Origin of the sequence: Paenimyroides baculatum (assembly GCF_008629655.1) — a bacterium.
GTDB lineage: Bacteria > Bacteroidota > Bacteroidia > Flavobacteriales > Flavobacteriaceae > Flavobacterium > Flavobacterium baculatum.
In genome coordinates this window covers 72751-99418 of the sequence record NZ_VWSG01000004.1, presented here as the reverse complement: position 1 = coordinate 99418, position 26668 = coordinate 72751, and the positions used below count along the sequence as shown (strand labels likewise).

Here is a 26668-nt window from a genome sequence, read left to right as displayed (position 1 = left end):
ATTGTCCACTATTTTTACGAAGTGTATCACCAATATCAATTTTTACATAAAGTAAACTGTCAATATGACTTTTAGATTTATTATTCAAAACGTAATATGGTGTATTTCTATTAGATGCATCTAATCCTTTTTCAATAATAATACTATTAAAATGTTCATTTACATTATATTCATGCGATTTTTTTAGGTTTTCATTATCGTCTCCAACTCTAAAAACAAAGAAAATTAAAATAAAAATATTACAGCCTGGGAAATGTGAATTATAGCTTTGTTATTTTCGTAGAATTTGTTTAAACTCATTAAAAGAATTTTTTTAGTAGGACAAATAAATTTCAGCATTGAAAAGTAAGTACTAATATATTCTTTTATATGAAGGTTATATTAATAATTAAAATTATGAGTAAACCTATCTCAAACACAAATGAAACAATCATCTCCTTTCATCAATCTTTAAAAGCATACCCACAAACTAGAAAAAACACCTTCATTTAGGTTAAATAAATAGTCGGTTGGGGTTGTAACCTTTATATAGCATTCTAGAACCTCAGCTAACTAATAAACTTAAGAGGCGGATGCGTAAAATACATGTTTCATCGAGTATTTTACATCTTAGTATCAAAATAAATCAATGCATTCGTAGTAAATCAAAACATAAAACCCAAAACCAAAAAAACGTATCTTTGCAAAAAAAATCCGCATGAATATTGTTAATGGTTTTTCTAAACTTACAAAAGAACAAAAAATAAACTGGCTGGTTGAAACCTACTTTAAGAACGACCAAACTGTGGTTCAGTTGTTGAAATCGTACTGGAATAGCAACGAAGAACTGCAAAAACTGCACGATGAGTTTATAGAAAACACCATTACCAATTTTTACCTCCCAATGGGTATTGCACCCAACTTTGTAATTAACGGCAAAACCTACACGGTGCCAATGGTTATTGAAGAAAGTTCGGTAGTTGCGGCGGCATCAAACGCGTCTAAATTCTGGAGTAAACGTGGTGGTTTCAAGGCAACGGTTTTATCTACCGAAAAGATTGGAAACGTACATTTTATGTTTGGCGGATCAAAGCAGAATCTGGTGCAGTTTATAGAAAAATTGCAACCTGTTTTCAGATCGCGTACTTCAAACATTACCCGAAACATGGAAAAACGCGGCGGCGGAATTCTTTCTATTGTGTTGAAAGATAAAACTGCCGAGCTTGAAAATTACTATCAACTACACGCTACGTTTGATACAAAAGACAGCATGGGCGCTAATTTTATTAACTCGTGTTTAGAAGAATTTGCGAATGTTTTGCGTGAAGAAGTATCTAATTTTGATTTGTTTACTACCGAAGAAAAGGAATCGTTACAAATTGTAATGTCGATCTTATCGAACTACGTTCCAAATTGTTTGGTTCGTGCAGAAGTTTCTTGCAAAATAGCCGATTTAAAATCAAAAGAAATAGAAAATCCTCAGGAATTTGCTGAGAAGTTTGTTCAGGCGGTTCGCATTGCCGAAATAGAAACGTATCGTGCCGTAACCCACAATAAAGGAATTATGAATGGGGTAGATGCGGTGGTTTTGGCAACTGGAAACGATTTCAGGGCGATTGAAGCCGGTGTGCACGCTTTTGCTGCAAAAGATGGAAAATACACATCGCTTTCGCATGCTGAAATTGTAGGTGACGAATTCCGTTTTTGGATGAATCTTCCGTTGGCATTGGGAACTGTTGGCGGATTAACAAATCTGCATCCGATGGTAAAATTCGCGATGAAGTTATTAGAAAAACCAAAAGCCGATAATTTAATGAAGATTATTGCAGTTGCCGGATTGGCGCAAAATTTTGCAGCCATAAAATCGTTGACAACCACAGGTATTCAGAAAGGACACATGAAAATGCACTTAATGAATATTTTGAATCAGTTTAATGCATCGGCAGATGAAAAAGTGACGGTTTTACAGCATTTCGCAGAAAAAACGGTTTCGCACAGTGCAGTTGTCGATTTTATTGAAGGTTTACGTAAATAATTATGGAATTTTACAGCAACGGCAAACTGTTTATTTTAGGTGAATACTATGTGTTAGAAGGCGCAAAGGTTTTTGCGTTGCCTACAAAATTCGGACAATATTTAAATGTTTTTCCTTTAAAAACGAAAACCTTAAGCTGGAAAAGTTACGATGCCGATGGATCTGTTTGGTATAATGATGAAATTGCTGTTAGTGATATTATATCAAACAATCAGTCAAGTGATGATAAAGTTCGAAACACGCTTATTGATATTCTGCATCATGCACATTTAATGAATCCTTCCATATTAGAAAATAACGGATTTTTGGTTGAAACCAAATTGACATTTCCACGAAATTGGGGATTGGGAACATCATCTACCTTAATAAACAATATTGCGCAATGGTTTCAGATTGATGCTTTTAAATTACTGCAAAAATCGTTTGGAGGAAGTGGTTTCGATATTGCTTGTGCACAAAACAACGCACCTGTAACGTATCAGGTTGTAAATAATGAACCTGTTTTTGAGCAGGTCAATTTCAATCCAACGTTTAAAGATCAAATCTATTTTGTGTATCTGAACATAAAGCGTGACAGTAAAGATGCTATTGCAAATTTCAGAAAAAAACAAAAGAATTTATCAGAGGAAATAAAGCAGGTTACACAAATGACAGATGAGCTGTTGCACATTCAAGATTTGGAAACATTTATAGCTTTTTTTAAAACATATGAACAAAATCTGGGCGAAATTTTAGAAACACCAACCATTCAAAAAGAACTGTTTCCAGATTTTAACGGATTGGTAAAAAGCCTTGGTGGCTGGGGCGGTGATTTTGTTATGGTTGCATCAGAACATAATCCTACAGAATATTTTAAAGACAAAGGATACAACATTATTATTCCTTACAATGATATGATTTTATAAAAAAAGACACCAATAAATGATGTCTTTTTCAGTTGTTTGTTGTAAAAAAAGGTATTAGATAGGTTGTTATTTTTCCGGACGCAACTTATCGCTAAATGTAATTTTATAAGGTTTGTCTTCATTAACATTGCCTTTCATTACATAAATAAACTTGTGTTTGCGCGCCTTGTCTGTATTAATGTAAATTGTTTTCTTGGTAGCTTTATCGTAAATACTGGTAACTTCGGTGTTAACAATACGCATGTTTTTAGCCAAACCGGTCTTTTTATTGGTTAAAACCATTCCTTTGTAAAGAGTGCTTTTGTCGTTTTTAACTACAACTTCTTCACCGGTAAATCCTTGCGTAAAAAATAAAATAGAATATTCTTTATCTGTAGCACTGTACGATTCTAAAAATTTGATCTGTGCACTTTCTGTAACAGATCTAAAATCGTTTTTAATCTGTTCGGTATAAAAAACTTCTTCTTTGTCTTTTCTAACCAGTTCTTTCTTGTCTTTTTCGTTTTTACCGTCGTCTTTTACCGTGTTTTTTTTAGATGTTTTACACGATACAATACTTAAAACGGCAATAAGAAAAATTAAACTTTTATATTTCATAATAAATTTCATCTATAGGGAATATGATTCATTATCTTTGTAAGATACAAATTTATAAGCATAAATCGTTCCAAACAAGTAAAATTAAGATTTAGTTGCAATTAGAACTTTTCATGTTATTAGAATCCACATTTTGTAGAAAATTATTGTAGAAATTTATGCACAATTTTGATGTTATTGTTGTAGGTGGTGGTGCCTCGGGCTTTTTTACCGCAATTAATCTGGCTGAACAAAATCCGGATTTGCGAATTGCAATTTTAGAACGAAGTAACGAAGTACTTTCTAAAGTCAAAATTTCGGGTGGTGGTCGTTGTAATGTAACCCACGCCTGTTTTATACCTAATGTTTTAGCGAAATTTTATCCTCGGGGCGAAAAAGAACTCAAAGGTCCTTTTCATACGTTTTGTACGGGCGATGTTATGGAATGGTTCAGCGAACGCGATGTTGCATTAAAGATTGAAGAAGACGGACGAGTTTTTCCGGAATCGGATAATTCCCAAACCATTATCGATTGTTTTTTGAACGAAGCAGAAAACTTCAACATTAAAATCATAAAACAAACCATTACTCAGCAACTTTCTAAAGAAGACGATTTTTGGAAGATCGAAACTTCTAAAGATACTTATCAGGCAAAACAGCTGGTTATGGCAACCGGCAGCAACGTTAAAATCTGGGATTTGCTAAAAACCGCGGATCATTCAATTATAAATCCGGTTCCTTCGTTATTTACCTTCAATATTAAAGACGATCGAATTAAAGATTTAATGGGCGTTTCAACCGAAATGGTTTCGTTAAAAGTGAAAGGATCCAATCTAAAAGCAAACGGACCTTTATTAATAACGCATTGGGGAATGAGCGGCCCGGCAATTTTAAGACTTTCGGCTTGGGGTGCACGTGAATTGTTCGATAAGAATTATCATTTTCAGGTAATAGTCAATTGGACAAACGATTTTGTTTTCGATGAGGTTTTAGAAGAATTAATGCAGCAAAAACAGCAACATTCTAAAAAAACAATTATAAAGCATCCGTTGTACAATCTTACGCACCGTTTGTGGCAGCAACTCGTTAAAGCATCTATAATAACGGAAGATTTAACATGGGCAGATGTTTCTAAAAAACAGTTGGTAAATCTGGCAGAACAGTTAACGCAAAGTGAATTTAACGTGAACGGGAAAAGTACTTTTAAAGACGAATTTGTAACTGCCGGCGGAATTGATTTAAAAGAAGTGAATTTTAAAACAATGGAAAGCAAATTGCACGATAATTTGTATTTTACCGGCGAAATTTTAAATATCGATGCCATTACCGGAGGCTTTAATTTTCAAAATGCTTGGACAACAGGTTTTCTGGCAGCGAATGCCATTGCAGCAAAATATTAAATTATGACAACTTTAGATACATTCAAAACCAATAATTACTCAAAAATAAACAACAAAGGTTCGTTTACATTTTCGGCACCCAGTAATATAGCTTTGGTAAAATATTGGGGCAAAAAAGAGAACCAGATTCCAGCAAATCCGTCGTTGAGTTTTACGCTGAACAATTGTAAAACGGTTACAACTTTGCAATACGAACCAAAAACAGAAAAAAATATTTCGTTCGATTTACTGTTTGAAGGTCAGCCTAAAGAATCATTTCGACCAAAAATTCAGAAATATTTTGAACGAATTCAGGAATTGTGTCCGTATATTTTGGATTATCATTTTACAATAGATACTAAAAATACGTTTCCGCACAGTTCCGGAATTGCTTCATCGGCTTCGGGAATGGCGGCTTTGTCTGCAAATATCATTGCGTTAGAAAAGTTGGTAAATCCTAGCGAAACCGAAGATTATTACCTGCAAAAAGCATCATTACTGGCTCGTTTAGGATCGGGAAGTGCATGTAGAAGCATCAAAGGAAACATTGTAGTTTGGGGCGAAACAGAAAGTGTCGAAGATAGTTCTGATTTGTTCGGAGTTGAATTTCCGTACGAAGTAAACTCGGTTTTCGAAAATTATCAAGATACTATTTTATTGGTTGATAAAGGCGAAAAACAGGTTTCTAGCACGGTTGGTCATGAATTAATGCATAATCATCCGTTTGCAGAGCGTCGTTTTCAGCAGGCACATCAAAATATTTCAAAGTTGAAAGCTATTTTAAAATCGGGCAATTTAACCGAATTTATTGCATTGGTAGAAAGCGAAGCATTAACACTGCATTCCATGATGATGACATCGATGCCGTATTTTATTTTAATGAAACCAAATACTTTGGAAATCATCAATCAAATCTGGAAGTTCAGAGAAATAACCAACGTTCCGGTTTGTTTTACGTTAGATGCCGGAGCAAATGTACATGTGTTGTATCCGAATAAATATAAAGAAGAAGTTCAGAAATTTATTGCGAATGAATTAGCAAAATACTGTCAGAACAATCAGTTTATACATGATGAAATGGGCTTGGGTGCTGAAGATTTATCATGAAAAATCGACTTTAAAATGCAGAAACAAAACTGTACACACTGCCACAAACCAATGATTTGCAATGCGAATGACATTGCAAATTGCGATTGCCAGAAAGTGGAACTTTTAGATGAGACCGTTGCGTTTTTGTATAAAAAAACACAGCACGATTGTTTGTGTAACGATTGTTTAAAAAAGTTCGATGAGCTTACAAAGTTTTCATTGACCAACAAGTTTCCAAAACGACCAACTGAAATGGTTGAAGGAGTGCATTTTTACATGGAAAATGGCTTTTTTGTTTTTACCGAAACCTATCATTTTTTAAAAGGACGCTGTTGTAAAAACGGTTGCCGTCATTGTGTTTACGGAATTCATAAATAATTATCTGATAAAATGAAACCACAACTTTCTATCGATCTGCTTTTGTCTTTTGGTGCTGTTTGTAACGAGTACGAAAAAGGGAAGGTGCTTTTTCATGAAGGTGACGAAGCTGCGTTTTATTATCAGGTGGTTTATGGCAGCGTAAAAATGTATAATACAAACGACGATGGAAAGGAATTTACGCAAGGATATTTTTCAAACGGACAAAGTTTTGGCGAACCGCCTTTGTTTATGAACGAAAAATATCCGGCATCGGCAATGATCTTTCAAAAATCGGAAATCATCAAACTGTCAAAAGATAAATTCCTGAAAATATTGGATAGATTTCCAAACATTCAGAAAGAATTTCTAAATCTTATGGCGTGCCGTATCTATACAAAAGCAACTTCTTCAAAAGACATCATCAATCAAAAAGCAGAATTCAGGGTACAATCTTTTTTAGATTCTTACAAGAAATCAACCGAAAAAGAACACATTGATTTAACCCGACAAGAAATTGCGAATTTTACAGGTTTGCGAGTTGAAACAGTCATTCGCGCGTTGGGAAAAATAAAAAAGAACAATATCGTAGAAATTAAAAGTCAGAAAATTTACTATTAATAAATAAAGGTATCGCAAATTGTCGATCCCTTTGTTATTCAAGTGTTTTCTAAAATTTATTCTGCAATTAATTTTCCTTTCATAATTGCAGAATGCCCAGGGAAAGAACATAGAAAGTCGTAAGTACCAGCTTCTGTAATAGTAAATTCAACCGTTGCCGATTCTCCACCACCAATTAAACCGGTATGTGCAATAATATCTTTTCCGGCATCGGCAGGAATATGGTTGTTGTCTTTAGCAGCCGCAGCTTTTTCGGCAAAAGCAGTAAAATCAACACCTTTATTCAGTAAAACAAAATTGTGTCCCATAACTTCTTTCGCCATTTTACCGGTATGTTTCAACGTTAAAGCAACCGTTTTACCTACAGGAACTTTAATTTCGGTATTGTTAAACTGCATGGCATCGTTACTTTCTAATTCAACAGTAAAAGCGTCACTTGCCGGTGCGGCAGTAGTTTGTTCTGTTTCTGTAGTTGTAGGATTTGTTGTAGCTGGTGTTTCTTTTTTATTACAAGATGCAGCCAAAACAACAATTGACAATAATGCTAAATGTTTTATAAATTTTTTCATGTTTTGTGTTTTAAAATTCTTATGTAAAGATAAAGGATACAAAATTAGTGGTATATGACTTTAATCATAAACGATCAATTTTTAATGATGCAATTTTGATTGAATATTTAAAGAGATACAATGGAAAAGAAAGATATTTTATCGCGTGCAGATATCGAATTATTGGTCAATATTTTTTATGATAAAGTGAAGCAAGATGCCATTTTAGGATATTTGTTTAACGATGTAGCCAAAACAAACTGGCAGGTTCATTTACCTAAAATGTACGATTTATGGGAAGTTGTTCTCTTTGCAAAAGGTTCGTTTAAAGGAAATCCTATGTTGGTTCACAGGCAGCTTCATGAGAAAAGTGCCTTAAGCGAAACACATTTTAATCATTGGCTTGTTATTTTTAAAGAAACGGTCGATGAACTTTTTGAAGGCGAAAATGCCGAAAACATAAAGTACAGTGCAGCCAACATTGCTGGTAATTTAATGTATAAGTTATTGTCGCTTTAAAGTTTTTTTATTTGATAATCAGTCGGTTGAAAGGCGTTTTTGAGCAATTGAAATATTTAACAAACAGCACTTTTGTATTAAAAAATTAACTACATTTGTTATACAAAATAAAACGATATGAAAGGACCGTTATTTTACTCGAAAATCTTGCTATTCGGCGAATACGGAATCATTAAAGATTCTAAAGGCTTGGCAATTCCGTATAATTTTTACAACGGTGCATTAAAAATTGATGACAATCCGAGTGAAATTGCATTGAAATCTAACCAAAGTTTAAAAGCATTTGCTTCTTATTTAAATCAGTTAACGTTGAACGAACTCGAATTGGTTCAGTTTGATATAGATGCGTTAAATAAAGATATTGAAGCGGGTATGTACTTTGATTCAAGCATTCCGCAAGGATACGGTGTGGGAAGCAGTGGTGCTTTGGTTGCTGCGATTTATGATAAATATGCTTCGGAAAAAATTACGGTTTTAGAGAATTTAAATCGTGAAAAACTGTTGACCTTGAAAAAGATTTTCGGTAGAATGGAATCGTTTTTTCACGGAACATCTTCAGGTTTGGATCCATTGAACAGCTATTTAAGCCTGCCAATTTTGATCAATTCAAAAGATCATATCGAACCAACGGGAATTCCGTCGCAAAAAGAAGAAGGCGCAGGAGCTGTTTTCTTGCTTGATTCTGAAATGGTTGGCGAAACCGCACCAATGGTCAATATTTTTATGGATAATTTAAAGAACGAAGGCTTCCGCAATATGATGAAATCGCAGTTTGCTAAATATACCGATGCCGCAGTTGAAAATTTCTTAAAAGGCGATTTTAAAACGCTTTATACTAATACAAAAGAACTTTCTAAAATAGCATTAAGTCATTTTAAACCAATGATTCCCGAAAAGTTCCATAACGTTTGGCAGCAGGGAATCGATAGCAACGATTACTATTTAAAATTGTGCGGATCGGGCGGTGGAGGCTACATTTTAGGTTTTGCCCCAGACTACAACAAAGCAAAAGAAGCGTTGAAAGATTACAAATTAGAATTGGTTTACAGATTTTAAAAAATGACACAAACACGACAACTTAAAAGAACTTTATTAAAATTTCTCAGTTTCTTTTCGGTAGTTCGTGGATACAATATCGCCGTTGTGGTGTTGGCACAATATCTTTCGGCAATCTTTATTTTTGGCTCTCAATCGAGAGCCATTAGTGTTTTAACCGATGGCGGTTTGTTTTTGATAATCTTTAGCAGTTCGCTGGCAATTGCATCGGGTTACATCATCAATAACTTTTATGATACCGAGAAAGATCTTATAAACCGACCGTATAAATCGAACCTTGACAAGAAAATAAGTAAAGAAACGCAGTTTCGGGTGTATTTCTTTCTCAATTTTTTAAGTGTGGCTATTGCCTGGCTGGTTTCGTGGCGTGCTGCGTTTTTTTATGCGGTGTATATTTTTCTGCTTTGGTTTTATTCGCACAAGTTAAAACGTTTTCCTATTGTTGGAAATATAACGGCATCGGTATTGGTTTTGCTTCCATTTTTTGGAATTTTAATGCACTTTCAAAATTTTAGTTGGGGAATTTTCGCACACGGATTTTATCTGTATCTTATACTTTTTATTAGAGAATCGGTTAAAGATTTGGAAAATTTAAAAGGCGATTTTGCCAATAATTATCAAACAATTCCGGTACGTTTTGGCAGTAATGTTTCTAAAAGTTTAATTACTTTTTTGGTGTTGTTAACCTTACTGCCTGCATTTGCTTTAATTGCGTACTACAAAGTAGGTTACATGCAATATTACTTTTATATAAGCAGCGGATTGTTGCTGGCGTTTTTAATATTCTTATATCAGGCATCAACACAAATGGAATATAAAAAACTGCATATTCTTTTAAAACTGATTATTCTTTTCGGAGTTCTTTCAATTATATTGATTGATCCAAATGTAATCATCAACGGAAAAAATCTGGTAATTCCTTATTTATAAGCAAGTGTTTTGTTGCTTGATCTTAACAAATATTTCCATATCATTAAAAACGAAATTAGAATCGTTCCAAGAAAATAGGCAAGTCCTATAAATAATAACCTTTGTGCATCGCTGTTAAAACTTTCAAATTCATTTACTTCAGACAAAAGCGCTAAAATCATATACATTGATAATAGCATCAACACAGACGGTATTATTATTCCAATAATCTTATTTTTAAAAATTATCTGAAAAATTAAAACAACTAACAATCCAATTGCAATCGGATTTAATAAGTTGGAAGTCCCGTGCCAATAGAATAATACGGCGATGATTAGCAGATATTCTACTAAATTCGATAAGAAAGAAATACTATTTTTCATAAAACGCTTGTTTTTAATTACTAACGAATGTTCTACAAAAAATAGTATCTTGAAATTATAAATTAGTTGTTGTGTCAGTCGTGTTTGTTGTATGATTTATTGGAGGCACAATTATCGGTTTTGGTTTTACACGAGCAAAAAAGAAAAATAAACACGTAACAAACCAGCCTGCCCAGAATAAATATCCGCCTGCATGAAACTGACTGTTCATGTATTTATGACTTGTTGAGGTAAAATCGTAAAAGGTGTACAACAACCCAATTAACCCAATGATTACAAAAATTAGGTTTACCAGACTAAAGTTTTTATACGTTGTTGTACGTTTAACAGCCCATAAAATGGCAATTAGCAGTAACTGAACAATAAAAACCGCCGCAAAACCTTTGTACCAGTGTTTCATAAAACCATATTCGGTATAAACGGTTGATACGCCAATACGACCGATTAACGACATTTTAGATAGCAGAATTCCGGCAACCAAACTAATTACTGCCTGAATTAAAATAAGAATGATCCATTTGTTTCTCATAACATATTTACAATTTAAAACTTATGGTAAAGATGCTAAATATTCTCTTATCTTTGTAAAAATTTTTGATAATGAATAAGCAAGGCGGAAACAGCGGCAATAGAAATAATAAAAAATCATCTTTTACAAAAAAAGGTTCGTCTGACAAAAACAAAACAGGTGACAAATCTGTATCGGGTTCAAAATTCAGCAAACCATATAAAAAAGACGATAAGCCGTTTAAGAAGTGGACTAATGATAAACCTGCGTCATCATCACCATCAGCAGCAAAACCTGCAGTTTTAAAAAGCGAAGATATTCGATTAAATAAATATGTGTCTAATTCAGGTGTGTGTTCACGTCGCGATGCCGATTTGTACATTCAGTCTGGAAACGTTACCGTGAACGGTGAAGCGATTACAGAAATGGGTTACAAAGTAAAACCGGGCGATAAAGTAGTTTTTGACGGTGTTTTGTTGAATCCTGAAAAAAAGGTTTATGTTTTATTGAACAAGCCTAAAGGTTTTTCTACAGCCGACGATGAAAATGTGTCAAGTGCATATGATTTGGTTCGAAATGCATCAACATCGATATTACGTCCTGTAGGTAGAATGGATAAAAGTACAGTTGGTTTGTTGTTGTTTACAAACGATAACGAAATGATTCAGAAATTCACCAACACTGCACAACATTCATCAAAACTATATCATGTTTCGTTAGATAAAAACTTAAAGTACGAAGATTTAGAAAAGGTACAAACCGGAGTTTATATCAATGAACATAAGGTTTGGATTGAAGAAATTTCGTATGTGGAAAACCAGCCAAAAAGTGAAGTAGGCGTGAAGCTGAAAACATCGAACGTAAAGGTGGTTCGCGCTATTTTTGAAAAGCTAGACTACAACGTTATAAAGTTAGACCGTGTTATGTATGCCGGTTTAACTAAATGGGGAATTGCTCGCGGACAGTGGCGCTTTCTTACAGAACAAGAAGTGATTAACTTAAAGAATTTAAAATAGTAAAAAAGCGTTTCAATTTTGAAACGCTTTTTTGTTATATTGCAGAAAATTATAACCTTATGAAAAAGTATATTTTTATAATATTCACATTCTTTAGTTGCTTGTCTATAAAGGCACAAGAGCTAAAAACCTTATCATATACATAATGGTAAATATGAACACTTTTTAACTAAAGATTTAGTAAATACCAATTTTAAAAAGATATTAAAATCACCTAAAAAATACCAAGGAAAACATATTAATCTAGAAGGTTTTTTAGTGATTGATGATTCAAAAGTTATTCTGTTTAAAAATGAGAATGAATATCAAAATTATTTAAAGGGGTTGAAAGTTCAAATTTATAAATTATTTTTAACTAATGAAGAGGCTGATTTTCTAAAAAGTAGCTGTAATAAAATAAAAGCAAATATTTACGGAACATTTGATAAAAATTCAAAAGAGCCAGATAGTTACAATGGAAGTTTTTCGAATATATGTATTATACCTATTTAATATAAAATTAACCTTATGAACAAATATGTTTTAATGATTGCTTTACTGACTTTACAGTTAAGTTATGGTCAAAGTCAAGAACAGCATGTAACGGAGGAAAATATCGAAGTTTCTAAACCAAAAGCATTAGCAAGCTTTATTGTTTTTAGTATTATCGATCAAAGTAACGCAGAAGAATTTATTAAGTTTAAAGAAAAGTATAACGTTGATATTAAATTTGAAAGTTGTGCTGTTGATGTTTCTTTATTCGGTAAAGCCAGAACAAATAATAAAAAATTGGCTGATGTTTTAACAGAGCAATACGGTAAAGTTTGGATGGATGAACTTCCTTGTACTTTAGTTGGTGTTGATATGGAACAATAAATAACTTTAAAGAATAAAAAAGCTCGATTTTAAAATCGAGCTTTTTGTTTATTAGTTTAATCCGCGTTTTTTCAACAACGGTTCAATTTTCGGGTCAGCACCACGGAATTTTCTGTATAATTCTGCTGGATCTTCTGTTCCGCCTTTTTCTAAAACATATTTACGGAACATCAGTGCTTTTTCAGAATTGAACAAGCCCGCTGTTTTAAATGCTTCAAACGCATCGGTATCTAAAACGGCACTCCAAATGTAGCTGTAATATCCTGCTGAATATCCACCTGCAAAAATGTGACTGAAATACGTACTTCTATAACGTGGAATAATTGCATCGATCAAACCTGCTTCTTTCATTGCATTGATTTCAAACGTATTTACATCGTCTTTAATTTCTTCGGTCGCTGTGTGGTATTTCATATCTAAAAACGATGCCGCCAAATATTCTGTGGTAGCAAAACCTTGATCAAAAGTTCCGGCTTTTTTCATTTTTTCGATTAACGCATCAGGAATAACTTCGCCCGTTTTGTAATGTTTTGCATACATTTTCAACACTTCAGGTTCGGCAGCCCAGTTTTCCATAATTTGCGATGGAAGTTCAACAAAATCTCTTGGAACATTTGTTCCTGCCAAACTTCTGTAATTCACATTTGATAATAATCCGTGTAACGCATGACCAAATTCATGGAAAAACGTTGTTGTTTCGTCAAAAGTTAATAAAGACGGAGTAGTTGCTGTTGGTTTTGTGAAGTTACAAACGATAGAAATTACCGGATTTTTACGTTTACCGTTTTCCATTTGCTGGTCGCGGTACGATGTCATCCAGGCACCACCACGTTTTGATTCGCGCGGATGCATATCCATATAAAGTAATCCCAATGTTTTTTTGTTGGCATCGAAAACTTCCCAAACCGTAACATCGGCATGATATTTAGGAACGTTTGTCAACTCTTTATAAGTTAATCCCCACAATTTGTTGGTTACATCGAAAATTCCTTTGCGAACATTTTCTAAACTTAAATAAGGTTTTAATTCCTGTTCGTCTAAATTGTAACGCTCTTTACGAATTTTCTCTGCGTAATAACGCCAATCTGCAGGCGCAACATCTTCATTAATTCCTTCTTTACGCATTAAAGCCTGTATGTCTGTGGCTTCTTGTTTTGCCTTATTTACAGCCGGTGTCCATAATTTCATCAGCAACGTATTCACAGCTTCCGGATTTTTTGCCATACTTTCTTCTAACACATATTCTGCGTGGTTTTTATAACCCAACAACTGTGCTTTCTGCATACGAAAATTGGCAATTTTAAGGACATTCTCTTTATTGTCGTTTCCGTTGTTTTGATTTCCACGAACCTGATAAGCATTCCAGATTGTTTTACGCAGTTCGCGATTATCGGCATACTGCAAAAACGGCATTACGCTTGAATTACTTAAGGTGAAAACATACTTACCTTCTTTATTTTTTGCCTTCGCTTCTTCGGCTGCGGCTTCGATTAATTCAGCTGGTAAACCTGCCAAATTTTCTTTTTTATCGATAACCAATTCGTAATTATTAGTTTCGTTTAATAAATTATCGCCGTATTTTAATGATAAAACCGATAATTCGCTATTCAGTTTTTTTAGCTTGTCTTTATTTTCTGCCGAAAGATTTGCACCACTGCGAACAAAACGTTTGTAGGTTTCATCTAACAACATTTGTTGTTCGGCACTTAATTTTAATGTTTCTGGTTTTGTGATTTGATATTGATTGTAAACGGTTTTTACTTTTTGAAAAAGAGCATCGTTTAAATAGATGTTATCATTGTGCTCTGAAAGGGTAGGAGCCATTTCTTGTGACAGTTTCTGCAACTCGTCATTTGTATTCGCGCTTGTTAAATTGTAAAGTACGGTGGTAACTTTGCTTAATGTTTCGCCCGAATTATCAATCGCTGCGATCACGTTTTCAAACGATGGTTGTTCTTTGTTGTCAACAATTGCCTGAATGTCTTTTTGGTGGTCTTTAATTCCTTCTAAAATAGCGGGTTTAAAGTGACTGTTTTGTATTTTATCGAACGGAGGAACTTCAAACGGAGTGTTCCATTCGGCGATTAAAGGGTTATCTTGTCCTGATGTCATTACGGTATTTTCCTTTTTATTACACGATTGTTGTGCAGCTGCGCCAACTAATAAGCACAGCATAATGATTGTTTTACGATTCATTACTTATGTTTTGCTGCAATTTACTAAAACTATCGGCATAAAAAAAGTACAATCTGTTGAAAGATTGTACTTTACAAAAAACAATTAATAACGAACTCTTTTATTTTTGTTCAACAAGCTGAATTTCTGCGTTTAACTTAACATCTTCGCCTACTAAAACACCACCGGTTTCTAACGCAGCGTTGTAAGTTAAGCCAAAATCTTTACGGTTAATTTTACCGTCTAGGTTTAAACCTACTTTGGTATTTCCCCAAGGATCGGTCATTAAACCACTGAATTCTGCATTTAAAGTAACCGGTTTTGTGATGCCTTTTATTGTTAAATCTCCAGTGATTTCGTAGTCGCTTCCGTTTCCTTGAATGTTTGTAGATTTAAAATTTAAAGTAGGAAATTGCTCTGCATCAAAGAAATCGGCACTTTTTAAGTGATTATCTCTGTCTGCATTGTTTGTGAAAATCGAATTGATTTTTGCTTCAAACTGTAAATTAGCCTCTTTTAAATCATCGTTAAAATCGATATCAGCCGAATAATCGTTGAATAATCCTTTAACGTTGGTAAACATCATGTGTTTTACCTTAAAACCAACTTCGCTGTGTGTTGGGTCAATTGTCCATTTTTTCATATTATAAATTTTTTAAATTAATTTTGATTCATTGGAACTTCAATAATCAGAAATTCACTTTTATCGTTTGTTTTAATTGATACATTTTCGGTTTCCCAGATTCCGATAGCATCGCGGGTTTCCATTGAATTTCCATCGACTTCCATTGATCCGCTTAAAAGAAAAATGTAGATTCCGTTGTTTTTAGGATCTTCAACAGTAATCGTTGTTTCTTTGCTAGAATCGAACTTTGCCATTTTAAACCAAGCGTTTTGCTGTAATCTTAAAGTACCTTCGGCTGTTTCTGGTTGAATCAGCGTTTTAATTTCATTATCGTTTACAGCATATTCCATTTGACCATAACGTGGTGTAATGTTCATTTTGTTAGGAACGATCCATATTTGAAGAAATTTTACCGCTTCGGTTGCGCTTCCGTTCATTTCGCTGTGAGTAACTCCTGTACCGGCACTCATAAACTGAATTTCGCCTTTTTGAATAACACCTTCAGATCCGGTACTGTCTTTATGAGCCAGTTTTCCCTCTAAAGGAATTGAAACAATTTCCATGTTTTGGTGCGGATGTGCGCCAAAGCCTCTTCCTGCTGCTACGTAATCATCATTCAGAACTCGTAAAGATCCAAAATTAACTCGCTCCGGATTGAAATATCCTGCAAATGAAAAGGTATGATAAGATTTTAACCAATCGTGATCGGCATATCCTCTTGTTGCTGCTTTGTGTATAGTATATTTTGCCATTGTTATGCGTTTTTAATTTGATAATGTAAAGGTACATTACCCAGATTAATTGGCTGTTAATCTATATTAAGAAATAAAAAACGCTGGTTTTTAGTGGTTTATGTTTATTTTTTGCGCAACAGGTTACTTTTCATTTTACTGAAAAACTCGGGCGTAACACCAATAAACGATGCTATGTATTTTTGTGGCAGGCAGTTAATAATGTCCGGATACTTTTGCAGGAACTTTTCATAACGTTCTTCTGCAGTTAACGCCATTTTATCTAAAATACGTTGTTGGTTGGCAATTAAATTGTTTTCGGTAAGTATTCTAAAGAAACGTTCCAATTTTGGGACTTCAGTAAATAATCTTTCTGCATCGCTTCTTTGTAGAATAAGCACATCACAATCTTCCATTACATCAACATACAGAACGGCAGGTTTTCCTGTTAGGTAACTGTACATATCGGCAACCCACCAACCCGGCGTGGCAAAACTTAAAATATGAATAGTTCCGTTATCGTCAATGGTATAACTGCGTAAAATTCCCTTTAAAACAAAATAGGTAAAATGCGCTTCATCGCCCGGTTTTATTGCAATTGTTTTAGCTTTAAGACTGGCTTTATCAAAAGCATTAAAAATAATATCGTCTTCTTCTGAAGTTAACGAAACGTGTTTGGATATGTTTTGAAGCAGTAAATTTTTCATTTGTATGCCCTGTTGATTTTACGATCATAAAAATAGCGAATAATTATGATAACATCTATTTTATTTAGTACCTTGTTGCAAATATAAATTTTGCATGTTAACATTTAAACAGATAAAAGCAGACGATGTTATTAACATTCGTCATACCGTATTAAAAGAAGGTCAGCCTATAGAAGTTTGTCATTTTGAAGGCGATTTAGATGAAGGTACCAAGCATTTTGGTGCATTTTTAAACAATACGCTGGTTGGTGCAGTAACTATGATGGCAAAAAATACAAACAATTATAAAGTATATCCGGTTTATCGTTTAACAGGTTTGTCTATTCTGCCGGAACATCAGCATAAAAATATAGGAAAACGCTTATTGCATTTTGCCGAAGAAAACATTTCTCGCAAAGGATCCGTTATGATTTGGTGTTTTGCCCGTGATTATGCTGTGAATTTTTACAAAAAAAATGGATACACGTTAAATGTACAGCAGATCGTAATTCCGTACATTGGTTCTCATAGAATTATGTTTAAATTTGTAGCGAAAGAAGATTAACCGTTTTTATAGAATGAATATTAGAAAAATTATTGTTGGGGCACTTATTTTTTCTGCATGTACAAGTAACAATTCTAAACAGAATTTATCGAATGCAGAAAAAACAGTAAGGGTTGAAAAGATTATGCTGTTTGGGAAAGATGAAAATGTTGTAAAGTTTTATACCGACAATAATTTTGAAACAATTTGGCAAGACAGTTTAAGCAGAAACGAATTGATTTCGGCTATTATTGATAGCAGATTCGATGGTGTTATGCCTGAAAAATATCCCTTAAAAAAACTGATTTCTGCTCATTACAACTACAATGTTTTGAGCGTTGCCGAATTACAGAAAGCCGATGTTGCTTTTAGCGAAAATTTTTTCCGAATTGCAAAACAACTGGCTACAGGTAAGGTAAATCCTAAAAAAATGTATGGTGATTGGGAACCTTATATTCCCGAAAACGATTATGCGGCATTGTTGAACAAATCGTTGACAGATCAAAAGGTTTATGATGCTTTAGAGGATATTAAACCTAAAAGCGAATTGTACAAGAAATACAAGAAAGCGTTTGCAAAATATGTTCCTATAACTTCAAAAGATACATTGTCTGCCGAAGGATTACTGCGTAAAAAAGTTTGGGTAAATTTTGAACGTACTAAATGGTTAGAACCCGATTTAGGCGAAAATTATGTTTGGATTAATTTACCGCAATACGATTTACAAGTGGTTGAAAACGGATCGGTAACCGATTCGTACAAAGTAATCATTGGTAAAAAAGAACGTAAAACGCCCATACTTTCTTCTTCTTTCAATGGAATTATCGTAAATCCAAAATGGACGGTTCCGCCAACAATCCTTAAGAACGATCTGGTTCCAAAAGCATCAGCAAATCGAGGTTATTTCGTATCGAACCGTTTAACGATCTTCGATAAAAAATCAGGAAAACAAGTAAGTCCAGATAATTGGAATCCTGCTAATTATGGATCGTACCGATATGTTCAGCAAACGGGTCGTTTGAATTCTTTGGGGCAGATCAAGTTCGATTTCCCTAACAAACACATGGTTTATTTGCACGATACCAATAACAGAACACGTTTTGTAGAAAGCAATCGGGCATTGAGTTCGGGCTGTGTTCGTGTGGAAGATCCTTTCAGACTGGCAGAAAAAATATTTAAGATCGAAGGAAAAAATATATCAAAAAGTGAAATTGATACATTGGCAGTAAAAGAGAAGACTAAAAACTTTAAGTTAAATAAAAAAGTAAACGTCCACCAAGTCTATTTTACAGCCGTAATCAATGATGCCGGTGATGTAAAAATCCTTAACGACGTTTACTCTTTAGATAATAAACTTTATAAAAGATTAATTCAATAAATTAGATGTTGTAAGATAACCTCTTTGGTCTGCATGGTAAATAAACAAACAGCTTTCGTTTTTAATAAGTTTAATAATATCATGTGCAACGGCGTAAGGTAAAGCCGGGCAGCCAAGACTTCTGCCTAAATATCCTTGATTTTTTCCCACATTTTCGTTGGCATAATCTGCAGCATGTATTACAATATCGCGCTCGCGTGCATTACTGTTTATACCTGCTTCTAAACCATCTAATCGTAACGATAAACCGTGTTTTCCCATATAGGTTTCTGCAGTGGTGTAAAAACCAAGGCTGCTTTTGTACGATTCACGTGCGTTAGAAAAATCGTTCGCATATTCCATACCGCTGTTTCTTCCGTGCGAAACTACTGTCTGATAAAGAATTTCGTGCGATTTCATATCAATAACCCACATTCTACGTTCGGTAGATGATTTGGTGAAATCAATAATTGTAAGGAGTTCTTTGTTTAATTTACCTTCTCCTTTAAGTTTGTAGTAACCTTTGAATGCAGCTTTAAAGCTTTCCATTTCAGGCTTGTCGAATTTTTTCTCATCTAAATCTAAATATTCCGATAAAACCATTTTATCAAAAGCACTTAAATTACTCGACGCATTAGATTTTAAATTTGTTTTTGTTACAGCGGCAATCTCTTTCGATTTTATAGTAGATGATTTTGTAACTACTGTAACTTTTTTACCATTTCCATTTCCATTGTTATCTCCGTTCGGATCGTTAATTGTCATTGGTTTGAACGATAACAGACCCACCATCATTAAAGGCAATAATTTAAAATTCATTTGTTCTTATATTAATGTTGTTTAAACTTCTGAACGTAAATATAATAACTTTATTACAAACCAAACCGTTAATTTAATGTTTAATAAACATATTTAACATTTATTTTTAGTAAAATGTTAAAAAAACAGACCGAAATCTAAAATTCTATGAGTAAATTTGAACCATATTTTTAATCGAAAAATGAACAAAAAAGTCCTTTTAATGATATTAGATGGTTGGGGAAATTCACCCGACCCAAAAGTATCTGCCATAGATCATGCCAACACACCTTTTATAGATAGTTTATACAAGAAATATCCTTTTGCACAGTTACGAACCGATGGTTTAAATGTTGGTTTGCCTGACGGACAGATGGGAAATTCCGAAGTTGGACACATGAATTTGGGTGCTGGCAGAATTGTATATCAGGATTTGGCAAAGATTAATCTTGCCGTTCAAAACCAAACTTTAAGTGCCGAACCTGTTTTGCAGGAAGCGTTTAATTATGCAAAAATCAACAATAAGCCGGTTCATTTTTTAGGATTGGTTTCTGATGGAGGTGTGCATTCGCATATCAATCATTTATTCGGATTGTTAGATGCAGCCAATGATTTTGGTTTGAACGATGTTTTTGTACATGCCTTTACCGATGGTCGCGATGTTGATCCAAAATCAGGTGCAGGTCATATTGATAATCTGGTGAAATACATGGCAGATTCTCCGGCAAAATTGGCATCTGTTGTTGGTAGATATTACGCAATGGATCGCGACAAACGTTGGGAACGCGTTAAAAAAGCGTATGATTTATTGGTAAAAGGTATCGGAATGCCTTCGCGAAATGCAGTTTTAAGTATATCAGACAGTTATTTAAAAGATGTTACCGACGAATTTATCGACCCGATTGTAATGGTTAATGATGACAATAAACCTGTTACTACTATTAATGACGGCGATGTTGTGATCTTTTTTAACTTTAGAACCGATCGCGGCAGACAGTTAACCGAAGTGTTATCGCAGGTGAATTTATCTGAATTCGGTATGGAAAAATTAGATTTGTACTACGTTACACTTACTAATTACGATGAAAGCTATAACAATGTAAAAGTTGTTTACAATAAAGACAATGTAACTAATACGTTGGGCGAAGTTTTAGAAAGTGCTGGTAAAAAGCAGATTCGCATGGCAGAGACCGAGAAATATCCGCATGTAACCTTTTTCTTTTCAGGTGGACGTGAAGAACCTTTTAACGGAGAATCACGTATTTTATGTCCGTCACCAAAAGTTGCAACATACGATTTAAAACCCGAAATGAGTGCTTACGATTTGAAAGATGCATTACTACCTGAATTAAACAAAGCCGAAGCCGATTTTATTGTAATTAATTTTGCGAATGGAGATATGGTTGGGCATACAGGCAGCATGAGTGCGGCTATAAAAGCGTGCGAAACGGTAGATATTTGTACACAACAAGTTGTGAATGCAGCCATTTTAAATGATTATACGGTTATTGTTTTGGCAGATCACGGCAATTGTGAAACTATGTTCAACGAAGATGGAAGTCCAAATACAGCTCACACAACAAATCCAGTTCCTGTTATTTTAATAGATAAAGATATTAAAGAAATTCATAACGGTGTTTTGGCAGATATTGCTCCAACAGTTCTAAAATTAATGGGTGTTCCACAACCAGATGTTATGACCGCGAAAGCGTTGGTTTAAACTTTAAGAAAAGTAAATAATAATGAATTGCCCGAAATTATTTTCGGGCTTTTTTTATAAAAAACAAAAATTTAATTAATAAACCGTAAATTTGCATTTCAAAACAATAAAGTAAATGATTGTAATTAAATCTAGAGAAGAAATAGAAATCATGCGCACTGCTGCGTTATTGGTTTCTAAAACTTTAGGAATGTTAGCTTCAGAAATTAAACCGGGTGTTACCACCTTACATTTAGATAAATTAGCAGAACAATATATTAGAGATCACGGCGGTGTACCTGGCTTTTTAGGCTTGTACGGTTGTCCTTGTACATTGCTTACAAGTGTAAATGAGCAGATTGTACACGGTTTACCAAATGATCGTGCGTTGCAAGATGGTGATGTTATTTCGTGTGATTTAGGTGCAATTGTAAACGAATATTACGGCGATCATTGCTATACTTTTGAAGTAGGCGAAGTTGCTGCTGAAACAAAAAAATTATTACAGGTTACAAAAGAATCATTATATACAGGTATTCGCGAATTTAAAATAGGAAACAGGGTAGAAGACGTAGGTTCTGCTATTCAACGTTATGCCGAAGGTCACGGATATTCAGTAGTTCGCGAATTAGTAGGTCACGGATTGGGTAAAAAAATGCACGAAGGTCCAGAAATGCCGAATTACGGTAAAAAAGGTCGTGGAAAATTGTTTCAAGAAGGAATGACTGTTGCTATTGAACCTATGATTAATATGGGAACCAAAAATATTAAGCAGTTAAAAGACGGTTGGACAATTGTTACACGCGATGGAAAGCCTGCTGCTCATTTTGAACACGATGTTGCTTTGGTTGATGGAAAGCCAGAATTGCTTTCAACATTTGCATATATTTACAAGGCTTTGGGAATTGTATCGAACGAAGAAGACGAGTTTCGTAAGCAGCCTTTAGTTTTATCTTAAATGATTAAAAAAGTTTTTAAAACGATATTAAATACCATACCTCGCCCCATTTTAATTAGGGCGAGTTATTTTGTTAGACCTATTTTGGCTTTGGCTTTAAAGGGAAATTGTTTTACAGACCCTATCGACGGAAAATCGTTTAGAACTTTTCTTCCTTACGGTTATGGAAATCAGCGTAACAACGTTCTTTCGCCAAGTACATTGTCTTTAGAACGCCATCGCTTACTTTGGTTGTATTTAAAAAATGAAACTGATTTTTTTTCAAAAGATTCAAAAGTATTGCATTTTGCTCCAGAACAGGCATTTTACAATCGATTTAAAAAGCAGAAAAATCTAAATTACACCACAACAGATTTAGAATCGCCTTTGGCTGATGTGAAAGCCGATATTTGCAACCTGCCTTTTGAAAGTTATTCATACGATGTTATTTTATGCAATCACGTGTTGGAACATATTCCTGATGATACTAAAGCAATGCAGGAACTGTATCGTGTTTTAAAATCAGGCGGTATGGCAATTTTGCAGATTCCGCAAGATTTATCAAGAGAAAAAACGTTTGAAGATAATTCTATTACCGATAAAAAAGAACGTGCTAAAATTTTCGGACAATATGATCACGTTCGAGTTTATGGCAGAGATTATTTTGATAAATTACGAAGTATTGGTTTCAAAGTCGATGAGGTTGATTACACTGCGAAATTATCAAAAGAAGAAGTAGAAAAATACTGTTTGGCAAAAGGAGAAATTATTCCAGTCTGCTACAAGTAAAGAATAAAAAAAGTCCTGATGCTTTATTGTATCAGGACTTTTATTTTAATGCGCATGTTTTTTCTTTAAAATTCCACCCGCAGTTTCTTTAATAGAACTCGAAAAGATAAATGCTTTTTCGTCGATTTCATGTATCGCATTTTTAAGTTTTCTAACTTCTAAGCGAGTAACAACCGTGTAAACAATATCGGTTTCGGTACTTACTTCAAAACTATCTTTCATAAAACCACGTTCGCCTTTGTAAACGGTAATTCCTTTTCCCATTTGTAATACCAAGAAAGCCTTCACTTCATCACTTTTTGATGATATAATGGTTACTCCGGTAAATTCCTCGAAACCTTCCACAACATAATCAATTGTTTTCGATGCCACAAAATAAGTTAACATAGAATAAAAAGCGGCTTCTAATCCGAAGAAAATTCCGGCAATTAAGAAAATCAAAATATTAATTCCAAGAATAATTTCACTCATTGAAAAACCGACTTTTTTACCTGTGTAAACCGCCAAAACTTCAATTCCGTCTAAAGCAATTCCGCTCTTCATACCAAAACCAACTCCTAATCCAATAAAAAATCCACCGAAAACCGAAACGATCAATTTATCGTGTGAAACTTCAGGAAAAGGAATAAATAGCAAGCAAAGTCCAAGAATTATTACCGAAATGATCGATTTTATCGCGAATGATTTCCCTATTAATTTTCCACCTAAAAGCAAAAATGGAATGTTTAATGCAACAAATATCAAAGCGATATTTATGTTGTATTTTTTGTACAGAAGCAATGCGATACCTGTCACACCACCGTCGAAAAAATGATTGGGAATAAGCAGACTTTTTAATGCGAAACTAATGCAGAGAATACCAAGCAGCATAAAAGCGTAATCTTTAAAACTATCTTTTGATAATATATTTTTCATTTTTTAAGGTTGACTAAAGTAGTTGTGATTTTATATGTCCTAAATTGATTCTCTTTTTCTCGTTTCGTAATCTTTTGGCAGATTCGGTAAAATAACTGTGCTTTTCAAAGAACGAAACCTGAATTTTGTTCCATGCGTTAAGTTCCGATATTTTATTTTCTGCCTTTAGTTCTTCAAAAAGTCCGTTTGATATTTCTTCGAAATCGGTTCTTCCTAAATAATCCAAGTCGGCATCAGCTAAAATCTGTTCCAAATGATTTTTCGGAGTTTGAGGAATTCTCGTTGCCATGATCATTCCTTTTATTTTCTCGATCTGATTAAAACTGTAACCGAAATCCGGTAAATATTCCTCGGCAAATTTGCACGAAATCAATTCATGACCATCGGCTTTTACAATAAAGCCCGAATCATGGAAAAGCGCAGCTACTTTAAGCAATTCGGTATCTTCGGCACTTATTCCTTCTAATTTTGCATAACGCATGGCAGCATCATAAACATCTAAAATATGGCTGATGTTATGGTAATGCAGGTGCTTTGGCAGCTCTTCGGTTAGTTTGTTCAAGATAAATTCTTTTGCCCTTTCTAAATTCACGCTTTTCTCTTTAATTTCTGCAAAGTACATATTTACTTGAGAATCTTCCAATTTTTCGGGACGTAATTCTGTACTAAAATTTTTATGAACCAGCTTATAGGTGTTTTCGCTGATGTTGACTTTTCCAATTGATCCGTTAACTTCCATTTCGGCAGCAAGGTTTACAGCGGTTCCCCAAACATCGTATGAGAATTTTTTTATACCGACAATTCCTGCAACCACTTCGCCGGAATTAATTCCAATACGCATTTCAAAATACTCTTTGCCTTCGCTAATGCGTTTTTGTTTGTATTCTTCCATAAAATCGCGAATTTCCAACGCAGCATAAACCATTTTAATGGCGTGCTTTTCATCTTTTACAGGAAGTCCGCTTACCGCCATATACGCATCTCCAATAGTTTTTATTTTTTCGATACCGTATTTGCTGATAATTCTGTCGAATTCTTTAAAACAATAGTTCAACTCTTCGATCAATTCGGTTGATGATACTTTTTCTGAAAGCTTTGTGAAATCTTTAAAATCGGTAAAAAGAATGGTGACGCTGTCAAAGAATTTCGATTGTGTTTTTCCTTTTTCTTTTAATTCCAAAGCAACTTCTTCCGGTAAAATATTTAAAAGCAACACTTCCGATTTTTGTCGTTCAATTTCTAACGTTTTGTTTTGAAGCTGAATTTCGCTTTTTTGCTTTTCGATTTCTGATTTTCTGTTATCAACCTGAACTTCTAATTCTTTATTGATGTTTTCTATGATGGTTTGCTTTTCTTTTTCTTGATTTAGGTTTTGTTGCGTTAGATCTTCAATTTCGATCACTTTCTGCTCATTTTCATTATTAATGTGAGAAAAATACCAAGCCAAATAAGCCGACATAGAGAAAGGAATACTGAAAATTGATAAGATCATTCCAATAACAATTATAGCAAATGCAATTCCTGTAGCAGTATCATCGTTTTGAAAATGAATACCGTCATCTTTCATAATTACTAATGCAAAAACTACTAACGCAAGAGTAAAAAAGATGGTTAACAAAATACCGCTTGCCAATATACGGGCACCTTTTACTTTTTTTATAATTGCTTTGATTAGTAAAACCGATGCTTCTAAAAACGCATAAGTATAAACTAAAAGAGTAATAAAACCTGCAATGTCTGGATTCCAAAATAAAATTAATAGACCAATAATGGATACTGCTAAAAATATTTTGAACCTTAATTTATTCTTTGCAAACAGCGAATTAACCAATCCGCTTAATGAGAATGCTGATAAATAGGTTAATATAATGAAACTGATCCCTGTGAATTGAATCGCATTCATATTAAAGCCTTTCATGAATAAATAAATCAGTGCAAAAAAGCTTCCGCCCATACTTAAACTAAAAAGGCTGAAATATAAATTGGGAATAAATTCCCTGTAAAATAAAAACAAGATCAGGTGAAAAACCGCAAGCGTAACAAACACCGAACCTATAATTGATAAAATAGTAGTTACATTTTGCATTGCATTGGCTTGTGCTATTGCATTTTCTTGTTTTGTTATTTGTACTTCTAAATCAAGATAATTGGTTGTTGATTTTATCTGTGAATCTTGAAATTCTATTGCAATTGTTTGCTTGCCTGCTTTTGTGAACATGAAATCAACAAAATTACCTTTAATCACAAATCTTTTTATATGTTGTTGTTCTTCTTGATCTTTGGTTTTAAGCTTTCCAAAAGTCTTATAAAATTTTCCGTTAATGTACACAGAATAAACTCCCGGAGCCATTTCTACATTCAAACTTAAAGGAATACCAACCAAAGTAGAATCAATTTCAAAAGTATTTCTTAACCAAGCTTTCCCATTAAAATCTACTTTTTTGCCAATTATTCCTTTTAAAGAATCGTACTTTACTAATGTCCAATCAGCATCATTAAAGTCAGCATTTTTCCACGATTTATTTGTTCCTGTTTTGAATTTCCAGTTATCGGTTATGTTAAAGAAAACGCCGCGTTCAGGGAAAATTTTCTCTGTGTAAAGACTCATTGAATCATTTGTTTGTGAAAACGAAACAAACGATATTAAAAGCAGATATATGTATAATAACTTTTTCAT

28 protein-coding genes are annotated in these 26668 nt (G+C 33.9%); 17 read left to right on the top strand and 11 right to left on the bottom strand.

The annotated features are described in order from the left end of the window. Window positions 1-697: 697 nt before the first annotated feature. On the top strand, window positions 698-2014 hold the full coding sequence (locus F0460_RS06945) for a hydroxymethylglutaryl-CoA reductase, degradative (RefSeq protein WP_150011612.1): 1317 nt from the start codon (window positions 698-700) through the stop codon (window positions 2012-2014). Window positions 2015-2016: 2 nt separating this feature from the next. Further along, on the top strand, window positions 2017-2919 hold the full coding sequence (locus F0460_RS06940) for a GYDIA family GHMP kinase (RefSeq protein ID WP_317132140.1): 903 nt from the start codon (window positions 2017-2019) through the stop codon (window positions 2917-2919). 66 nt (window positions 2920-2985) lie between these two features. On the opposite strand, the gene F0460_RS06935 is transcribed toward F0460_RS06940, so the two are convergent. Beyond that, a complete protein-coding gene (locus F0460_RS06935) occupies window positions 2986-3516 on the bottom strand; it encodes a hypothetical protein (RefSeq protein WP_150011608.1) in 531 nt (176 codons plus the stop codon). A gap of 158 nt (window positions 3517-3674) precedes the next feature. Between F0460_RS06935 and F0460_RS06930 the strand changes: the two genes are divergently transcribed. Genes F0460_RS06930 through F0460_RS06915 form a run of 4 tightly spaced genes read left to right on the top strand, consistent with a single transcriptional unit; the run spans window position 3675 to window position 6941 of the window. Beyond that, window positions 3675-4895: a BaiN/RdsA family NAD(P)/FAD-dependent oxidoreductase gene (locus F0460_RS06930; RefSeq protein ID WP_150011606.1), complete on the top strand. Its 1221-nt coding sequence runs from the start codon at window positions 3675-3677 to the stop codon at window positions 4893-4895. Between the two features lie 3 nt (window positions 4896-4898). After that, window positions 4899-5981 carry a diphosphomevalonate/mevalonate 3,5-bisphosphate decarboxylase family protein gene (locus F0460_RS06925; RefSeq protein ID WP_150011604.1) on the top strand — a complete coding sequence of 361 codons (1083 nt, stop codon included), beginning with the start codon at window positions 4899-4901 and terminating at the stop codon, window positions 5979-5981. Window positions 5982-5996: 15 nt separating this feature from the next. Then, entirely contained in the window at window positions 5997-6341 is a 345-nt protein-coding gene (locus F0460_RS06920; protein ID WP_150011602.1) for a cysteine-rich CWC family protein, read from the top strand. Between the two features lie 12 nt (window positions 6342-6353). Beyond that, window positions 6354-6941, top strand: a complete 588-nt coding sequence (locus F0460_RS06915; protein WP_150011600.1) for a Crp/Fnr family transcriptional regulator — start codon at window positions 6354-6356, stop codon at window positions 6939-6941. 56 nt (window positions 6942-6997) lie between these two features. Here the strand turns inward: F0460_RS06915 and azu are convergent, their stop codons facing one another. Further along, window positions 6998-7510: an azurin gene (gene azu, locus F0460_RS06910; RefSeq protein WP_150011598.1), complete on the bottom strand. Its 513-nt coding sequence runs from the start codon at window positions 7508-7510 to the stop codon at window positions 6998-7000. 120 nt (window positions 7511-7630) lie between these two features. Here azu and F0460_RS06905 point away from each other — a divergent pair, with 120 nt between their 5' ends. The 3 genes from F0460_RS06905 (at window position 7631) to F0460_RS06895 (ending at window position 9994) form a co-directional block, all read left to right on the top strand. Continuing rightward, a complete protein-coding gene (locus F0460_RS06905) occupies window positions 7631-8008 on the top strand; it encodes a group III truncated hemoglobin (protein ID WP_150011596.1) in 378 nt (125 codons plus the stop codon). Between the two features lie 117 nt (window positions 8009-8125). Then, on the top strand, window positions 8126-9064 hold the full coding sequence (locus tag F0460_RS06900) for a mevalonate kinase family protein (protein WP_150011594.1): 939 nt from the start codon (window positions 8126-8128) through the stop codon (window positions 9062-9064). A gap of 3 nt (window positions 9065-9067) precedes the next feature. Then, window positions 9068-9994, top strand: coding sequence for a geranylgeranylglycerol-phosphate geranylgeranyltransferase (locus tag F0460_RS06895; protein ID WP_150011592.1), 927 nt, complete (start codon window positions 9068-9070; stop codon window positions 9992-9994). Here the strand turns inward: F0460_RS06895 and F0460_RS06890 are convergent. Continuing rightward, the gene (locus F0460_RS06890) at window positions 9985-10356 is read right to left on the bottom strand and encodes a hypothetical protein (RefSeq protein WP_150011590.1); all 372 of its coding nucleotides are present in this window, start codon (window positions 10354-10356) and stop codon (window positions 9985-9987) included. The genes F0460_RS06895 and F0460_RS06890 overlap by 10 nt on opposite strands. Before the next feature lie 55 nt (window positions 10357-10411). Beyond that, the gene (locus F0460_RS06885; protein WP_150011588.1) at window positions 10412-10885 is read right to left on the bottom strand and encodes a hypothetical protein; all 474 of its coding nucleotides are present in this window, start codon (window positions 10883-10885) and stop codon (window positions 10412-10414) included. Window positions 10886-10956: 71 nt separating this feature from the next. Between F0460_RS06885 and F0460_RS06880 the strand changes: the two genes are divergently transcribed. From F0460_RS06880 to F0460_RS06870, 3 genes are all read left to right on the top strand, one after another. Further along, on the top strand, window positions 10957-11880 hold the full coding sequence (locus tag F0460_RS06880; protein WP_150011586.1) for a pseudouridine synthase: 924 nt from the start codon (window positions 10957-10959) through the stop codon (window positions 11878-11880). Between the two features lie 258 nt (window positions 11881-12138). After that, entirely contained in the window at window positions 12139-12372 is a 234-nt protein-coding gene (locus F0460_RS06875; protein ID WP_150011584.1) for a hypothetical protein, read from the top strand. A gap of 15 nt (window positions 12373-12387) precedes the next feature. After that, window positions 12388-12735, top strand: a complete 348-nt coding sequence (locus F0460_RS06870; protein ID WP_150011582.1) for an FEKKY domain-containing protein — start codon at window positions 12388-12390, stop codon at window positions 12733-12735. Between the two features lie 51 nt (window positions 12736-12786). Here F0460_RS06870 and F0460_RS06865 read toward each other — a convergent pair whose 3' ends face one another. The 4 genes from F0460_RS06865 to F0460_RS06850 all read right to left on the bottom strand — a co-directional run bounded on the left by F0460_RS06865 (window position 12787) and on the right by F0460_RS06850 (window position 16973). Then, window positions 12787-14910: a M3 family metallopeptidase gene (locus tag F0460_RS06865; RefSeq protein WP_223810781.1), complete on the bottom strand. Its 2124-nt coding sequence runs from the start codon at window positions 14908-14910 to the stop codon at window positions 12787-12789. Window positions 14911-15031: 121 nt separating this feature from the next. Next, window positions 15032-15553 carry a YceI family protein gene (locus tag F0460_RS06860; RefSeq protein WP_150011578.1) on the bottom strand — a complete coding sequence of 174 codons (522 nt, stop codon included), beginning with the start codon at window positions 15551-15553 and terminating at the stop codon, window positions 15032-15034. A gap of 17 nt (window positions 15554-15570) precedes the next feature. Continuing rightward, window positions 15571-16287 (bottom strand): pirin family protein, encoded by a 717-nt coding sequence (locus F0460_RS06855; RefSeq protein ID WP_150011576.1) that lies wholly within the window; start codon window positions 16285-16287, stop codon window positions 15571-15573. 104 nt (window positions 16288-16391) lie between these two features. After that, a complete protein-coding gene (locus tag F0460_RS06850) occupies window positions 16392-16973 on the bottom strand; it encodes a Crp/Fnr family transcriptional regulator (RefSeq protein WP_150011574.1) in 582 nt (193 codons plus the stop codon). Window positions 16974-17067: 94 nt separating this feature from the next. Here F0460_RS06850 and F0460_RS06845 point away from each other — a divergent pair, with 94 nt between their 5' ends. Next, complete coding sequence (locus F0460_RS06845) at window positions 17068-17517, top strand: GNAT family N-acetyltransferase (protein ID WP_150011572.1); 450 nt, start codon at window positions 17068-17070, stop codon at window positions 17515-17517. Between the two features lie 13 nt (window positions 17518-17530). Beyond that, the gene (locus F0460_RS06840) at window positions 17531-18874 is read left to right on the top strand and encodes a L,D-transpeptidase scaffold domain-containing protein (RefSeq protein WP_150011570.1); all 1344 of its coding nucleotides are present in this window, start codon (window positions 17531-17533) and stop codon (window positions 18872-18874) included. Here F0460_RS06840 and F0460_RS06835 read toward each other — a convergent pair. Beyond that, window positions 18863-19672, bottom strand: coding sequence for a murein L,D-transpeptidase catalytic domain family protein (locus F0460_RS06835; RefSeq protein WP_223810780.1), 810 nt, complete (start codon window positions 19670-19672; stop codon window positions 18863-18865). The two genes, F0460_RS06840 and F0460_RS06835, sit on opposite strands and share 12 nt — an antisense overlap. 181 nt (window positions 19673-19853) lie before the next feature. Between F0460_RS06835 and gpmI the strand changes: the two genes are divergently transcribed. The 3 genes from gpmI to F0460_RS06820 all read left to right on the top strand — a co-directional run bounded on the left by gpmI (window position 19854) and on the right by F0460_RS06820 (window position 23076). Next, the gene (gene gpmI, locus F0460_RS06830; protein WP_150011568.1) at window positions 19854-21371 is read left to right on the top strand and encodes a 2,3-bisphosphoglycerate-independent phosphoglycerate mutase; all 1518 of its coding nucleotides are present in this window, start codon (window positions 19854-19856) and stop codon (window positions 21369-21371) included. A 115-nt stretch (window positions 21372-21486) separates the two neighbouring features. Further along, complete coding sequence (gene map / locus F0460_RS06825; RefSeq protein WP_150011566.1) at window positions 21487-22308, top strand: type I methionyl aminopeptidase; 822 nt, start codon at window positions 21487-21489, stop codon at window positions 22306-22308. Window positions 22309-22311: 3 nt separating this feature from the next. Further along, window positions 22312-23076: a class I SAM-dependent methyltransferase gene (locus F0460_RS06820; RefSeq protein ID WP_150011878.1), complete on the top strand. Its 765-nt coding sequence runs from the start codon at window positions 22312-22314 to the stop codon at window positions 23074-23076. A gap of 45 nt (window positions 23077-23121) precedes the next feature. On the opposite strand, the gene F0460_RS06815 is transcribed toward F0460_RS06820, so the two are convergent. Then, a complete protein-coding gene (locus F0460_RS06815) occupies window positions 23122-23991 on the bottom strand; it encodes a YitT family protein (protein ID WP_150011564.1) in 870 nt (289 codons plus the stop codon). 13 nt (window positions 23992-24004) lie between these two features. Next, window positions 24005-26668 carry an adenylate/guanylate cyclase domain-containing protein gene (locus F0460_RS06810; protein WP_150011562.1) on the bottom strand — a complete coding sequence of 888 codons (2664 nt, stop codon included), beginning with the start codon at window positions 26666-26668 and terminating at the stop codon, window positions 24005-24007.

Excerpts from the sequence above, each read along its gene's own strand:
- F0460_RS06815 (WP_150011564.1), bottom strand. The coding sequence starts at position 23,991 with ATGAAAAATATATTATCAAAAGATAGTTTTAAAGATTACGCTTTTATG.
- F0460_RS06895 (WP_150011592.1), top strand. The coding sequence starts at position 9,068 with ATGACACAAACACGACAACTTAAAAGAACTTTATTAAAATTTCTCAGT.
- F0460_RS06920 (WP_150011602.1), top strand. The coding sequence starts at position 5,997 with ATGCAGAAACAAAACTGTACACACTGCCACAAACCAATGATTTGCAAT.
- F0460_RS06890 (WP_150011590.1), bottom strand. The coding sequence starts at position 10,356 with ATGAAAAATAGTATTTCTTTCTTATCGAATTTAGTAGAATATCTGCTA.
- F0460_RS06845 (WP_150011572.1), top strand. The coding sequence starts at position 17,068 with ATGTTAACATTTAAACAGATAAAAGCAGACGATGTTATTAACATTCGT.
- azu (WP_150011598.1), bottom strand. The coding sequence starts at position 7,510 with ATGAAAAAATTTATAAAACATTTAGCATTATTGTCAATTGTTGTTTTG.
- map (WP_150011566.1), top strand. The coding sequence starts at position 21,487 with ATGATTGTAATTAAATCTAGAGAAGAAATAGAAATCATGCGCACTGCT.
- F0460_RS06880 (WP_150011586.1), top strand. The coding sequence starts at position 10,957 with ATGAATAAGCAAGGCGGAAACAGCGGCAATAGAAATAATAAAAAATCA.
- F0460_RS06810 (WP_150011562.1), bottom strand. The coding sequence starts at position 26,668 with ATGAAAAAGTTATTATACATATATCTGCTTTTAATATCGTTTGTTTCG.
- F0460_RS06870 (WP_150011582.1), top strand. The coding sequence starts at position 12,388 with ATGAACAAATATGTTTTAATGATTGCTTTACTGACTTTACAGTTAAGT.
- F0460_RS06930 (WP_150011606.1), top strand. The coding sequence starts at position 3,675 with ATGCACAATTTTGATGTTATTGTTGTAGGTGGTGGTGCCTCGGGCTTT.
- gpmI (WP_150011568.1), top strand. The coding sequence starts at position 19,854 with ATGAACAAAAAAGTCCTTTTAATGATATTAGATGGTTGGGGAAATTCA.
- F0460_RS06900 (WP_150011594.1), top strand. The coding sequence starts at position 8,126 with ATGAAAGGACCGTTATTTTACTCGAAAATCTTGCTATTCGGCGAATAC.
- F0460_RS06915 (WP_150011600.1), top strand. The coding sequence starts at position 6,354 with ATGAAACCACAACTTTCTATCGATCTGCTTTTGTCTTTTGGTGCTGTT.
- F0460_RS06840 (WP_150011570.1), top strand. The coding sequence starts at position 17,531 with ATGAATATTAGAAAAATTATTGTTGGGGCACTTATTTTTTCTGCATGT.
- F0460_RS06855 (WP_150011576.1), bottom strand. The coding sequence starts at position 16,287 with ATGGCAAAATATACTATACACAAAGCAGCAACAAGAGGATATGCCGAT.
- F0460_RS06945 (WP_150011612.1), top strand. The coding sequence starts at position 698 with ATGAATATTGTTAATGGTTTTTCTAAACTTACAAAAGAACAAAAAATA.
- F0460_RS06885 (WP_150011588.1), bottom strand. The coding sequence starts at position 10,885 with ATGAGAAACAAATGGATCATTCTTATTTTAATTCAGGCAGTAATTAGT.
- F0460_RS06860 (WP_150011578.1), bottom strand. The coding sequence starts at position 15,553 with ATGAAAAAATGGACAATTGACCCAACACACAGCGAAGTTGGTTTTAAG.
- F0460_RS06935 (WP_150011608.1), bottom strand. The coding sequence starts at position 3,516 with ATGAAATATAAAAGTTTAATTTTTCTTATTGCCGTTTTAAGTATTGTA.
- F0460_RS06925 (WP_150011604.1), top strand. The coding sequence starts at position 4,899 with ATGACAACTTTAGATACATTCAAAACCAATAATTACTCAAAAATAAAC.
- F0460_RS06850 (WP_150011574.1), bottom strand. The coding sequence starts at position 16,973 with ATGAAAAATTTACTGCTTCAAAACATATCCAAACACGTTTCGTTAACT.
- F0460_RS06940 (WP_317132140.1), top strand. The coding sequence starts at position 2,017 with ATGGAATTTTACAGCAACGGCAAACTGTTTATTTTAGGTGAATACTAT.
- F0460_RS06905 (WP_150011596.1), top strand. The coding sequence starts at position 7,631 with ATGGAAAAGAAAGATATTTTATCGCGTGCAGATATCGAATTATTGGTC.
- F0460_RS06835 (WP_223810780.1), bottom strand. The coding sequence starts at position 19,672 with ATGAATTTTAAATTATTGCCTTTAATGATGGTGGGTCTGTTATCGTTC.
- F0460_RS06865 (WP_223810781.1), bottom strand. The coding sequence starts at position 14,910 with ATGCTGTGCTTATTAGTTGGCGCAGCTGCACAACAATCGTGTAATAAA.